Annotated in this window: 8 protein-coding genes; 3 read left to right on the top strand and 5 right to left on the bottom strand. The window is 44.0% G+C overall.

The features are described 5' to 3' along the window. Positions 1–8 precede the first annotated feature (8 nt). Positions 9–3,197 carry an efflux RND transporter permease subunit gene (locus KUA50_RS16640; RefSeq protein WP_218456588.1) on the bottom strand — a complete coding sequence of 1,063 codons (3,189 nt, stop codon included), beginning with the start codon at positions 3,195–3,197 and terminating at the stop codon, positions 9–11. Between the two features lie 18 nt (positions 3,198–3,215). Further along, the gene (locus tag KUA50_RS16635) at positions 3,216–4,271 is read right to left on the bottom strand and encodes an efflux RND transporter periplasmic adaptor subunit (RefSeq protein ID WP_218456587.1); all 1,056 of its coding nucleotides are present in this window, start codon (positions 4,269–4,271) and stop codon (positions 3,216–3,218) included. Between the two features lie 304 nt (positions 4,272–4,575). Between KUA50_RS16635 and KUA50_RS16630 the strand changes: the two genes are divergently transcribed. Beyond that, a complete protein-coding gene (locus tag KUA50_RS16630; RefSeq protein WP_218456586.1) occupies positions 4,576–5,196 on the top strand; it encodes a hypothetical protein in 621 nt (206 codons plus the stop codon). A 292-nt stretch (positions 5,197–5,488) separates the two neighbouring features. Here KUA50_RS16630 and KUA50_RS16625 read toward each other — a convergent pair whose 3' ends face one another. From KUA50_RS16625 to KUA50_RS16615, 3 genes are all read right to left on the bottom strand, one after another. Continuing rightward, positions 5,489–6,523 (bottom strand): CNNM domain-containing protein, encoded by a 1,035-nt coding sequence (locus KUA50_RS16625; protein WP_218456585.1) that lies wholly within the window; start codon positions 6,521–6,523, stop codon positions 5,489–5,491. Positions 6,524–7,057: 534 nt separating this feature from the next. Continuing rightward, positions 7,058–7,243, bottom strand: coding sequence for a hypothetical protein (locus KUA50_RS16620; protein ID WP_218456584.1), 186 nt, complete (start codon positions 7,241–7,243; stop codon positions 7,058–7,060). Between the two features lie 308 nt (positions 7,244–7,551). Further along, positions 7,552–11,568: a two-component regulator propeller domain-containing protein gene (locus KUA50_RS16615; protein ID WP_218456583.1), complete on the bottom strand. Its 4,017-nt coding sequence runs from the start codon at positions 11,566–11,568 to the stop codon at positions 7,552–7,554. 181 nt (positions 11,569–11,749) lie between these two features. On the opposite strand from KUA50_RS16615, the gene KUA50_RS16610 reads away from it, so the two are divergent. Together KUA50_RS16610 and KUA50_RS16605 are read left to right on the top strand one after the other, a co-directional pair. Then, entirely contained in the window at positions 11,750–12,763 is a 1,014-nt protein-coding gene (locus KUA50_RS16610; RefSeq protein ID WP_218456582.1) for a glycoside hydrolase family 43 protein, read from the top strand. 19 nt (positions 12,764–12,782) lie between these two features. Beyond that, positions 12,783–14,792, top strand: a complete 2,010-nt coding sequence (locus KUA50_RS16605) for a hypothetical protein (RefSeq protein ID WP_218456581.1) — start codon at positions 12,783–12,785, stop codon at positions 14,790–14,792.

The following is a 14,792-nucleotide window of genomic DNA, read 5'->3' as shown; positions in this document are numbered from 1 at the left end:
GAGCATAGTTACATCGTTTTTTTATTGCGTTCTATGCAGCTACTCCCTTTCTTTCTCCAACTATACTCCCCGTGCTTGTCGAATACAATCCAGTAGAGTACAGGCAGAATGGTGGCGATGAGCACCATTGAGATGAGGGTTCCGAAGAAAATGACGGCTCCCATCGGCGACCACAATGTATTGTTCTCTATCATCATCGGCAAAACACCTACAGAGGCTGCGGCTGATGTGAGGAAGATAGGACGCATACGGCGCTCGCCAGCCTGGAAAGCTGCATCTTTTACGGAAAGTCCCTTGTCGCGGCGCAGTTCTTCGGCATAGTCTAACATGATGATACCATTTCTCACCAGGATACCCATCAGGCTTACTACACCCAAGATGCAGGTAAGACTCACGTCGAATCCTGTTATCAGGAGTCCTATAGCAGCACCGAAAATACAGAGCGTCATGGATGAGAGATTTACCAGAGCCAGACTGATGCGCTTGAAATGGAAGAGCAGGATGAAGAAGATGATCAGTGCTGCTATCATCACGCCAGTGGTAACTTGTGGCAAGGTCTCGGCATCCTTCTCTGCCATACCGCCTATTTCCCAATGAAGGTCGGGATCGAGCGAGAGATCCGATACTTCCTCCTTCAGTTTGTTGGCTAATTTGTTGGCATTGAATCCTCTCAATGGTTCACCGATGATGGAAATGGTGCGCACGCCGTTTCTGCGTACGATGCTTCCATCGTGCCAATCGGGTGAAATCTTTGCCAGCTGCCGGAGAGGAACACTCGAGGTTCCTCCCATCACAGGGATGTATTCGTTGGCAAGATCACTATCATTCTGCGATTTCAATACCATCTTTACCGGATAATCGCCCTCCCAAAGGGTGGATATTGGAATGCCATCGCCAAAGTGTATGGCAAGATCGGCCGAAAGAAGCGTCTTGTTCACGCCCAGTCGGTTGGCCTCGGTTGCGTCAGGAGTTACTCTGATGCCCGGCAATGGTTCTTCGTAATTGGTGCGAATCAGATTGATGCCTTCTATCTGATGCATGCAGGCTGCTATTTTCTTGGCTGCAGCCTTCAGATCCCTGATACTGTCGCCGCTCACCCTTACTTCGATAGGATAGGTGGCGTTATTGTAATCCATCTGTTTGAAACGGATATAGCAGTCAGGAAAATAGTTGGAATAGCGGTCGGCATATCGGTCGAGCACTTCTTCTGTAGCGCTGTTGTCAACTGTATTTACGATAAACTGTGCAAAGTTCGGTCCGCCAATCTGAGGCGCATACGTGGTATGGAAACGAGGTGAGCCTTGTCCTATAAATGTGGTTACGGCTGTTACCTGTGGGTCGCGCTGCAGGATGTGGGCCATCGAGTCTGCCACCTGTGCCGTCTTCTCGGCGGTGGTTCCGTTAGGGAGATAGAACTCCACGGCAAACTGGTTTCTCTCGGCAATAGGCATCATTCGCTGCGGCAGGTTCACGAAGATAAAGCCTCCGATGATGATCAATGCCAATCCTGTAATGAGGGTGGTGCGAGGGAATGAGAAACAGTGTTTCAGCAACCAGGTGTAGCCCATCTGCAGATAGTCGAGCGGCTTTTTCCGGGCATTTGGATTGGGTTGACTGCTGATGCCCTGGTGAATTACCATATACTGCAGATAGGGTGTAAGCAGCAGCGAAACTGTGAGCGAGATACTCAGGATGATGAACATTGCCCAAGGGAACGACTGTACGAAATCGCCCATATCGCCATGCATGGTAAAGAGGAATGGAAAGAAGGTGAGCGAGATGCTGAGCGTGGCTGAAAGCACCGACATGAAGAATTCGCGAGGGGCAGCGATGGCTGCGTGCCAGCGAGACATACCATGTCCCAACTTCTCCATGTAATTGTCGATAATCACCACAGAATCATCCACCACCATACCTAAGGTTACAATCAAAGCAGCCAGAGTAACAGTGTTCAGTTCCATGCCGAAAATATAGAAGATGCCCACTGACGAGAAGATGGTGATAGGGATGCTGAGAGCTGAAACCTCTGCCACACGGCGTGGCATTAGCAGGATGACCACGATGATGACGGAGATGACCGATATGAGCAGTTCACGGAGGAAGGTAATCACAGATTCACTTACCACCCTGCTCTGGTCGGTGATGGTATTGATGTGAACATCATCGGGCAGTGTCTGCTCAAATTCATCCATTGCCTGATGTACGTCTCTTCCCATTTTCACGATATCATTGCCCGGTCGCATCTCGATGGATAGGAGTACGCATTTGTTGCCGTTGCTCTCGATGTATTTGTTCAGCTTGGGATATTCTCTTTTGATTTGGGCAATATCTTTCAGTCTGACGATGTTGCCTTTCGGGTCGGAATAGACAATTTGTTCTGCCACATCCCGTTCGTTGTTGTAGGAGTCGGTGATGTGGATGGGCATATTGAGCTGGCTCAGTTCCAAATTGCCGCTTACGGTAGTGAAACCTTGCAAGGCAAGATCATTCAGTACCTTGTAGGATCCAATGCCATATTTTGCTAACTTATTCTGATCCAGACAGATACTAATTTGCTCGTTCTGCAGTCCGTAGGTGCGGAGGTTGGAGATGGCATCGATACGGCGCAGCCTGTCCTTCAGTTGGTCGATGTAAGTATTCAGTTCCCGATAGGTTTTCTGTTTGCTTTCCATCGTGATAAGCAGGGCAGAGGTGTCGGCGATATCATCCACGGCTTGCAGGGCGAGAACCCCTGATGGCAGGGATGTTTTGAAGGCTTGCAGTCCATGTTTGAACTTGCTCCAGAAGGCATCGCGGTCCTCCACGTCATCGTTGAGTTCCATGAACACAATCAGCATGCCGTCTTTGCTCTGTGTATAAGTCTTCTTCTTGTTCACCTCCTTGTAGCCGAAGATAAAATTCTCCAACGGTTTAGCCACCCGTTCTTCCACTTCATCAGATGTGGCACCCGGATAAACAGCCACGCAGGCACCTTGACGGATAGTAAATTGTGGCATTTCCTGCTTTGGCATGATACAGATGCCCAGTATGCCCAAGAAGACAAGCATCCCCATGAGCAGGATCACGATGTTGTGGTTGCACATGGCCGACTCTATGAATGAGCGCTTGATGATGCGGTTGGGCTTTCTGGTGATGCGAGCCTTGATGTGGTCGTGAAGGGCGGTGTCCTTCTTTGGCTTATATGTATCTGGATTCATTTCTTTTCCCTCCACTTTTTATCGTTTTTCATTCTTTCTGGTATCTACTTTCATCCCTTCAGAAACTTTCTGCTGACCATTGATGATGACTTGATCACCAGTGTTTAAACCCGATAGAATGATGATGCCATCTCCCTCGAATTCGCCTGTAACGACAGGTTGCTGATGCGCCTTTCCGTTCACTACGGTCCATACGAATCGGGAATTATCTACATCGAGTTCAATGCATTGTGGGGGAACGATGATTTTGGATGATGCTGCAGAACTGCCCTGTATCTGAGCATTGCAGACCATGCCTGGGAGCAGTCGGCCCTGTGGGTTGGTGATGCCCACTTTGATATCGTAAGTATGTGAGATAGGGTTGGCATCTATGCCCTTTTCAGAAATCGTGCCATAGAAGACGGCCCCTCCAAGGGCTGCAACCGTCAATTTTACCTTGTCTCCTACATGGAGGTGTGAAATTTCTGCTTCTGGTATAGAGACTTTGGCGTTGACTTGTTTGACATCTGCCAGTTTCAGCACGGGTTGCCCTGGAAGCACGTAGGTTCCCATATCCACGTTTTTAGCAGCGATGACACCCGCAAAGGGGGCAGTGATGGTAGAGTGGGAGAGTTGTTGTCGGGCGATACTTTCGGCAGCTTTTGCCTGTTCCAATTTGCTTTCTATCTCCACCCATTTCATGTCCGAGATAGTTCCAGACTGATGGAGGGGTTGGAATCTTCTGTATGCATCTTCTGCTTGTTTCAGAGTAGTGAGCGTTGCGCGGTGTGCCTCCTTCACAGTGGTAGGATTGATGGTAGCGAGCAGTTGACCCTTGCTGACTCTATCTCCCTCATCCACACGGATGGAAGTGATGTTGCCTGCGATTTCGAAACTGAGTGTAGAACCCATCTTTTCCTCAATGGTTCCCACATAATCCTTCGTGCCCTCCAGGTTGGTATCTCCCACGGAGAGCGTTTCTACCTTTACGGATTTCTTTTCTGTTTTCTTGGCTTTTTCCGTGCATCCCGTCAGCATCAGACCGCTGATGATGAATGCGATGAGCCATCCCATCAAACTCTCTATCTGTTTCATCTCGATAATTTTTTTAGTTCTTGCAAAGATAATGCATTTTTGCTAAAGCATGGGAAAATTAGATTTAAAAAAACAAAAAAACCATTTGTTCTTTCTCAAACAGGCATTTCTGTTTTCATCTTTTTTAAAAGTGTCTGTCACTTATCAACATTCTAAGAATAGTGGACAAAAAATATTATATTCTTGTTTGTTTGCCTATTTGTTTGCATGTTTGTCTCATCAAAATGAGGAAAAAGTGCTCTTCTGACGTAATAAAATAGACGATGAAACGTTATACTTAAAAGAACAATAAATTGTGATAATTATGAAGACAATTAAATCTTTTATTGGATTAGCATTCGTACTGTTTGCATCCCTCTTTGTGGTATTCTGCAATGATGATGTCGAAGAAACATTAGAGCAACAATGGGCTTCGGTATTGGATAATCATGGCTGCAACTACGACTATAGTGACGATGGAAAATGTTTTGGTGATGGTGGCGGTATCAGCAAAGAAAACTTTGACAAAGTGATTGTTGGTCATGGCTGGAAGCACTACGGCACATGGGAAATAGACAAGTATGGCAAAAGACTGCCTCTCGAATATTATCACAACATAATTGGTGTATCTCCAGATAATTACTATTTTGATAGCAACACTAAATTAACTATTTACTATCGTTCAAATATGGCTGGAAGTGCTATAAAGAAGAGTGAAGTAGCATATACTTTCAATCGTAAATACAAAGGAACGTCACGCACAGTCCTATTGCTTGACAATAAAAAATACATTCAAATCACTGGCTGGACAAGGGGTGAGCAACCTACTTTCTGCATGGTTCACCCATTGGGAGTAAAATCCAATGGAGAAACCCTCTATGGCGTTTCCATCTATGTACAAATGACTGATACAGAATTGAAATCAATGCAGGAGAGTGTAAAATAGAAAATGTAAAGATTAATCTCTTTTTTTCAAAGGATCTCTTTCCTGCAATAGTTCTGTCACCCTTGATGGTGGAATACTTCATTGTTTTTATGCTTCTTCTTGTTTTTTGTGCCTTTATATTTTGGCTCCTTGGCAATAGGAATCATCTGTATAGTGTTAGCAATTTTTAATGCCGACGACTCAGGCGGAACAATTGGTGGTGTAGGATTGCCTTGGCGCCTATAAACTTCAAGTAGCCAATGCGCCTGCTATCAGATACTTGCAGTAGAAGGTTTCGCCAAGACAGATTTTATTATGCGCCCTTTTTCTTCATCATCAAGCGCGACTTTTCTTTGGCCAGAACTTGCATATCCACTGCCACATCGTCTTCATCTACAATTTCTACGCCAGTCATTGTTTCTATCACGTCTTCCATAGAAACTACGCCACGGAGACAACCGTATTCATCCACAATAATAGAGATGTGTTCGCGCTTTTCCAGCATCTTTTCCCATATCTGATATAGAGATTCATCTTCATTGAAAGAAAGAATCGGGCGCACCAACTCTGATAATCTGGTCTGGAACTTGTCGTCTGAAACCTCCTTGAGCACCATGTCTTTCAGGATATAGCCCACGATGTAGTCTTTGTTATTATCATATACAGGGATGCGTGAGAATTTCCATTCCTTCTGTTCGTAAAACTCCTTGATAGTTTGATTCACATTGGCAGATTCTACCACAATGGATGGAGTCATTACCTCTTTGGCCTTTACTCCAGCCAGGCGAATACAGCTTTTGATGATCTTGCTTTCTGATTCACGGAAGATACCTTCTGTGGTTCCTACATCCACCATGGCTGACACTTCCTCGCGGCTCATGGTGGCCTGGTGGTTCTTAGGAGTAAATATCTTCGTAATCAGTTCTGAGAGCAGTACCAATGGATAGGTGATGAAAATGAGCACCCTGATAATCTTGGTAGATGACATGGCTATAGAGCGCCAATAGGATGCACCAATGGTTTTCGGGATGATTTCAGAAAGCACCAGAATCAGCAGGGTAAGAATAGCGGAAATGATACCGAAGTATTCTTCACCAAAGAGTTTGATAGACTCAGCACCTACACCGGCAGAACCGATGGTGTGGGCAATGGTATTGAGCGAAAGAATGGCACCCACAGGGCGATCTACGTTGTTCTTGTACTGTTTCATCAAAGAGGCTGTCTTGTTGCCTTGACTCTCCTTCATCGAGATAAACGACATTGGAGTTGATAATAACACAGCTTCCAGGACAGAGCATAAAAAGGATAGTGACAGAGCACCTAAAAAATATAAAATAATTAAACCCATGTAAATTTTAATTCGTTAATAATATGTTATCTGAAATGAGATAGATATTATTTCCGAAGATTACAATGAAGGATGTAATGGGGAACATTACATCTTTGGAGTTTATTTGATATATGTTTTGTTGTTGCAAATGTCATTACAATCATCATTGATTTCAATTTGTTGCAAATATAATGAAAATAATACGAAACTCCTCTTAATTTCTCGAAAATTAGATTGTTTTATATGATTTTTAGTAAATATTTGTTAGTCTTTCTAATAACATCTTTCATGGAGAAGAGGATGAGGGAGAGTCATAAATCTTGACACACTATCCGATGAGAAAGCATTTCCTCAAAGAAAGTATATTTATCAAATCTAACGATGCGCATTTATAAGGTCTAACGATGCGCTTCGTTAGGGTTTAATGATGCGCTTTATTAAGGTCTCATGATGCGCTTCGTTAAGTGTTAATAAAGCGCTTCTTTAAGTTGCAAAGAAGCGCTTCTTCAGTATGTCCAAAAAAATCAATAAAATGGTTTTCGTTTTTTAATCTTATTTTTCTATTCTTTTCACATACACTATCGCCGTTCTCCAGCCACTCGTAGTAATGCCATTAGCAGGCTCTTCGGAGAAAGTTCGAAGTTCCTTCGTAGCTGTGGAACGAGGGAGGGAAGTTAGCCTGCATAATCTGCCACACGGATAAAGGGATGGGTGGCATCCGCCAAGTAATCTTGCCATAATCTATCACTCTAAAAGGTTTGTAATACGCCTGTAAAGTTACAACTATCGTATATTGAAACAACATTGTTTTCGTTCCCTTAATGGAGAACCTGCCAAGTTTCTTTGTATCATTATCTAAATAGAGAATTCAATTCTCTAAGCAAGTCAAACAATTATGATTGAGAGATTTTTTAAACAAACTAAATTCACTTCAGAACAAGACTTCAAGGAGCATCCAATGTAGACATTGCATACGGAATTTGCGCCAACCCCCAAAGTTTAGTTAAGCTTTGGGGGTTAGCCAATTTATTCCATATGAGGTTTTGTTACGAATAATCGGAAGGAGCCACCCCTTTTATCTTCTTAAATACCTTTGAGAAATAATTAGGGTCGGAGAATCCGCAAGCGTATGCTGTCTCTGAAACATTATAACCTTCAGAAAGCATACGGCAGGCACGCTCTATACGCTTATGACGGATATAATCACCCATTGAGATATTCATGAGGCTCTTCATCTTGGTATATAAGAGACTACGTGAAATGCCCATGCTCACAGTGATATCCTCTATAGAGAAATTTGCATTATCCAAGTTTGCTTCCACCATATCACAAATGTTCTTTACAAAATCTTTATCCAACTGAGTAAGGGCCTTATTTGCCTCAGCAGCCTCTTTACCTCCCTCCACAATCTTTTCTTGACGGCTACAAACCAACCTAAGGATATTTCCTATCTGATAACAAAGAGCCATAGGGTCAAATGGTTTGGATATATACACATCCGCCCCATCCTTATAACCGCTCTTGATGTCGTCAGGGTCGCTTTTAGCGGTCAGAAGTATGACAGGAATGTGTGATGTTGCCATATTCCCCTTCAACATGTTGCAAAGTTCATTGCCTGTCATCTTTGGCATCATCACATCAGACACAACCATTTCTATATCCTGCCGTGAGATAGCAATATTCCAAGCTTCTTGTCCATCCTCTGCCGTAACGACATGATATGTCTTTCCCAATAGTTCCGTTAAGAACCTCAACATATCAACATTGTCCTCCACGACCAATAGCGTATGCTTGTCCTCGGCATTCTCTACTTCCATTGGAACTTGCAACATGCCACTTTCTTGCGAATCTACAGCTAAAGGCTCTGCCTTACTAACATAATCTTTCACTGTAACCAATTCCTTGTCGGATGAGATCTTATCTTTTTCCGAGAAAGCATTTTCTGCCACATCAATCAACACAGTAAAAGTACTTCCTTTTCCCAACTCACTATCAACAGCGACACTTCCCTTATGAATCTCTGCCAAGCGACGAACCAAAGACAAGCCGATACCCCAGCCTTTACTATTGGCATTAAAGCCACGCTTGGTTTGATAATATCGCTCAAAGATATTAGCGATTTCTTCTTTCATGATGCCAATGCCCGTATCGGCTACTTCCATCTTCAGGAACAAGTCGGAAGATTCTGGCTTCCGCACCATCTCCGCCCCAATGGTAATGACACCACCAGTGGAAGTGAACTTCATCGCATTCGACATCAAATTGTTGAGGATATGCTCTATATAAGAAGGTGAGAACCATCCCTCCTCTCCATTATCAATGGCACGAATCTCAAGCTTTAGCCCCTTAGAAGAAACCACTTCCTTGAAATTTGCAGCTGCCATGGCTATGAATTCCACAGGATTACCCTGTTGAACATAGAAAGGGAAGTTGTCGGACTCTATCTTGTTGAATGTCACCAATTCATTGATTATGTGCTCCATCTTAGTTGCATTACGTATCGCCATATCAAGCGAAGTCTTAGCATCTTCGTTGAGTTGTGATGCGGCTATCGTCTTCAAAGGAGCCTTAATGAGAGCCAACGGGGTTTTTAACTCATGAGAAACCATTGTAAAGAAGTTGGACTTCATCTTGTCCACCTCTTTCACCTTTTCCTTTTCCAGACTCACATATTTGATTTCTGCCTTTTCCTTCATTCTCATATTATAAAAAGCAATCGCTCCAAAAGCGATGCCGCACAAAAGAAGGAAATAGATGAATATCGCAAAATTGGAACGATAGAATGGAGCCTTAACAACAATATTCAAGACTCGTTCTTTCGCATTTCCTTCGTTCATTACACCATTGTAGGCTCTTACATGAAGACGATAGTTGCCAGGTTGAAGCAAATAACCATTAAAACGATGCTCAGTCCCCATGTCTCGCCAATCCTTATCTATGCCATCCACCTTTATCTGATACCTGACATTCTCCATACAGCCAGGCATTATGACACCATATTCTATAGAGAACGACTTTGCCTGATCATAACTCAACACGATTTCATCGGTACAATCAAGGCGGGTCTTGAGTGGCGAGTCTTCACTTGCCACACCCATGAGCTTATTGTTGATATAAAGCTGTTTAAAATGTATTTGGTAATTAACAGGTTTATCCTCTATCTTTTGAGGATAGAAAGTGAGCAAGCCATCAAAAGTGCCCATCATCATAAAGCCCCGAGGAGAGTAATAGGATGAAGTAAAGTTGAATTGGTTAACCGGCAGTTCTGCATTTGCAGTGAAACAACGAGTGCTACCATCCACAATATTATAGCGAAAAAGTCCACGATCCGTGCCAATCCACAAACAATGATTGGCATCTTCTACAATACTACAAATCGTGCATTCCTGTGGAAGACCACAGGATGCATGTTTAATCTTCTCTTTGCCAGTAGTATCAAGACAAAACATGCCACTATTGTTCGTGCCAATCCAAATCCTCTTTTGAGAATCTTCAAATACGACGATAATATAATTATCCGTCAACCCACAATGGCTTTCCTTACTGTAGCGTATCACCTTACCATGATCTATGCAGAAAAGGCCATAAGAAGTAGTTGCCGCCCACAAGCGATGCTTACTATCCTCAAAAAGCGAATAGATGAACACATGGTCAAGAAGTTGATGACCTATCTTGCGGAAGACATTGTTCTTGGCATCATAATAGCGTAGGCCATCCATGGTAGCGACCCAAATCCTGCCATTCGAAGTCTTACAGACATCGAAGATTCCCGCCGATGTGATACCATTCGTATAATAATATTGTGAATATTGGTGTGTACCTAATTGATAACGGAACAATCCATTGAAGCGTGAGCCTATCCACATATCACGAGACACAGGGTCATAATAAAGACTATGCACATTGGAGCCAAGTGTTGGGATGCCCGTAAAAGGAGTAAAAACATGGTTCTGCATATCATAGATGAAGACACCATTATCCTCTGTGGCAATCCAAACCAATCCACCCTCCGCCTCAACTATTGAGCGAGGAATACGTGCATTGAATGCCCCAGGTTTTCCATTGGCATAATCATGCATAAACCAAGAGTTGCGCTTGACCAAGTAATCCACGCCTCCGAAATAGGAGCCAATCCAGATATTATCCTCCCTGTCCGACAAGATACTATAGATCGCATTATCCGTCAAGCTATTCGACTTGTTTGCCTCTTTTTTGATTCTCTCTATATGCCCATCAGGAGCAATCACGGCAATACCCATCTCCGTGCCCAGCCAGATGTTATGGCGCTTGTCCTCGGTGATGGTTCTCACGATTCCCCCTGTAAGCCATTTCGCCTCATACTTCACCTCCTTGCCAGTAGCAAGATAGACACATGCCAATCCCCCATTGTCACATCCAATCCACAAGCGCTGCCGAGAATCCACATAAAGTGGCTTGATGGTATTTTGCTCTATGCCAGAATTTCCCAAGCCACCCAATTTGTGAAGACTTATCTTGGATAGCGTTGCATTAAAAGAAAAAACAGCCTTGTTGGTAGATACAAAGATATTGCCCTTGCCGTCTCTTGCCATGGAGGCGATGGCTCCATAGTTGAGAGACGGATAAACGGAGAAGGCATCCGTCTTCTTGTCATAGACAAAGAGCTTGTCATGCCCCGTCAGGATTCGGCCATCTTTCGTTTCCACGAAACTAGTGCAATACCCTTTGACATTGCCATAATTTTGGAAATCATCCGTTTTGGAGCGATAACGGCTCACGCCATTTTCTGTAGCAATCCATAAGTCCTTTCTGGAATCCACAAACAGTCCATGAACAAAATTATGTATCAACGAATGTACCTTTCCTTCTTGATGGTAATAAGTCTGCACATTATAACCATCAAACTTGGCCAACCCATTTCGGGTACCAATCCAGATATATCCATCGGCATCTTGCACGATGGCTTCCACTTGTTGATTAGGCAAGCCATTAGAGGTATTGAGATGTCGAAAGCAGAAGTCCAAGGCCCATGCTGACCATGTATTGACTACAGCAAAAACTAAGGTCAAGAGTATTTGTTTCATCTATGTTACTTTTATTTCAAGTGCAAATATAGCCTTTTTTATAGGTAATCCTGCACTTTTTACAAGTATTTTTGACCAGACTAGACAGAATTACCCATATCCAAGACGATATTACCCATGATGGCATTAAAATATTATGTACTTTTGCAATCGAAATTAACAACCTAATTATTGCATAACTATGAACAAAAGAACAAACATCCTTTCAGCACGGCTACTCTCTACATGCATGGCCTCCCTATTCATGATACCATCTTGTAGTTCAAACGAGCCACAATATCCTGAGATCAACAATAAAGATAACAACAAGGAGGAAAAGACTGTCTTGACAGAAGCCGACCCTACCATCTTCAGAGATACCGATGGCACCTATTATTTATATGGCACAGGAGCTCAATCCGACAAAGGCTTCTATGTCTATCAGTCGAAGGATCTCAAGGAATGGTCAGGACCTGTTGGCAAGGAAAACGGCTTTTGCCTCACGAGCGGCACTTCGTTCGGAACCACAGGTTTTTGGGCACCACAAGTAGCCAAACGAGGCAACACCTACTATATGTTCTATACAGCCAATGAACAAATTGCCGTAGCCACAGCCTCATCGCCATTGGGACCATTCAGTCAACCCAACAAGCAGATGATTCAAGCACCTTGCAAGACCATTGACCCCTACGTATTGTTTGACAACGACGGAAAGGTGTATCTTTATCATGTAAGACTTCAAAACGGCAATCGCATCTATGTAGCCGAGATGACAGACGACCTTAGTTCCATCAAGGAAGAAACCGCCAAGGAATGCATCAGCGCCAGCTTACCATGGGAAGATACCGAACAAGTGGCATGGAAAGTGACAGAAGGCCCAACGGTTTTGCATATCGGCGACACCTATTATATGTTCTATTCCGCCAACGACTTTCGTAACATTGATTATGCAGTGGGCATAGCCACAGCCGACAATCCATACGGACCATGGACCAAGCAGAATGCACCTATCATCTCACGAACTAACATCGGGTATTATGGAACAGGACATGGAGATGCTTTTCTAGATGATGCAGGCAAGTGGAAGTACGTATTCCACACGCACCAAAGCTTCACGGAGGTAGCTCCTCGCAAGACCGCTCTCGTAGGATTGAACTTCAAGAATGGTAGTTTTACCATCGAAGAGAATACGTTTACCTATTTATATAAGAAATAACTCTAACTATTATACAACTATGTACAGACGAACATTACTTACAGTGGCACTCACAGTTGTCACACTATGTTCCAATGCTCTTGATGTCAAGACGAAGATTAGCATCAAGCAGCCAGGCAATCCTGCCGTCACCTATTCACTGAAGGAGGATGCCGGACAATTGGTATCAGCAAATGGCTCTGCCTTGCCTATCGAAATCAAGCAACAAGTAACTAATGACGGCAAAGACCAAATCTACCAGGTTACGCTGACGGCACGACAAACAGCCTTCTACAACTTCGAAGCCAGCCTCAACACAGGTTTGCCATCCCATGGCAGCGAGTTCTACTTGCCTGGTTTCTGGTATCACCTAAATCTTCGCTCTCCTAAAGAGGCGCCAGCCTTCCACACTTCGAAATGTTGGAATTTCAGAGAAGACCGCCTATCATCCCCGATGACCAGTGCCTTCAATGAGAGTGAGAAAAAATCGATAGCCGTCATGCGCTGTCTTGACAGTTCCAGCGAGACCCTGACCACCCATACGAGCGGGGAAGTCATTCTCAGTGGAGAAACCTCCTTGGGATATCTCGGTTTCGACAGCGAGCACAACGACGTAGCCCTTACCTTTGGTTATCCATATATAGAGACCCCAAAGCGCTATATCCGAAAACTAACACTTATCGCTCCAATCTTCACATACGCAAAGCTAGAAAAAGGAAAGAGCAAGACCATCACTTGGAGAATCATCGATGGCTCTGCCAACAATTATGGAGAACACGTAACCAACATGTGGAAGAAATGCTTTGACATCTACAATCCACGACCTCTGACTCCGCTCTTCGGACCAGACGAAATGAAAAAAGGATTATGCAACTATTTCAGACGCTCTTACATAGACCGTTATCCATTGAAATATCATTCAGGAACTACATTGCTCACTTATGATTGCAAGCCATATCCTGCCATGCAGATTGGTTTCTGCGGAAGAGTATTGCTCAATGCCTTCAACGCAATAGAATATGGAGAGCAACATCAGGAAAAAGACTTGGTGAACATGGGAAATGAGATTCTTGAGAGTTTCCTACAACATGGTTTCACCAGTGCAGGCTACTTCTACGATGACGTGAACTTCAATAAGGGATTCCCTACCGATGAGAAAGCCGTTCACTCCATTCGCCAACAATCAGAAGCCGTCTATGCCATCCTTTTGTACCTGAAATACGAGAAGAGTCAAGGACGCAAGCATGCAGAATGGGAGAATCACATCAAGCAAATCTTGGATGGTTTCCTCAAGCTACAGAAAAAGGACGGTAACTTTGCCAGAAAGTTCCACGACGACGGTTCCGATATAGACGCCTCAGGTGGAAGCACTCCTTCTGCCACATCAGCCTTGGTGATGGGCTATCGCTACTTTGGCAAGAAGCAATACCTTGAGGCAGCCCGCCGAACCATCGACTATCTGGAGAAGAACATCATTTCAAAGAGTGACTATTTCTCCTCAACCCTCGATGCCAACTGCGAGGACAAAGAAGCTGCCATATCTGCCGTCACTGCCAACTACTACATGGCTTCCGTGACCAAGGGTAAGGAACGTCAACGCTACATCGACCTTTGCCAGAAAGCAGCCTACTTCGCCCTATCATGGTACTATCTATGGGATGTACCTTTTGCGCAAGGTCAAATGCACGGCGACTTAGGTCTCAAGACCCGTGGATGGGGTAACGTATCTGTAGAAAACAACCACATCGACGTATTCGTCTTTGAGCTGCCTCACATCGTCAAATGGTTGAGCAAGCAAGTGAACGAACCAAGATTCCAGCAGATCTACGATGTCATCTTCACCTCACTCTCACAATTGATGCCTACCAAGGAGCGCAACTGTGGCATTGCCGTACCAGGCTTCTATCCAGAGGTGGTACAGCACACAACTTGGGACTACGGTATGAACGGCAAGGGATTCTACAACAATTACTTCGCCCCAGGCTGGACAGTAGCATCACTGTGGGAAATGTACTCACCAAACCGTACTGACAACTTCCTCAAAAAATAA

This window comes from Segatella hominis (genome assembly GCF_019249725.2).
Taxonomy (GTDB): domain Bacteria; phylum Bacteroidota; class Bacteroidia; order Bacteroidales; family Bacteroidaceae; genus Prevotella.
The sequence above is the reverse complement of the archived record's forward strand: the minus strand, read 5'-3'. Positions and strand labels throughout refer to the sequence as shown.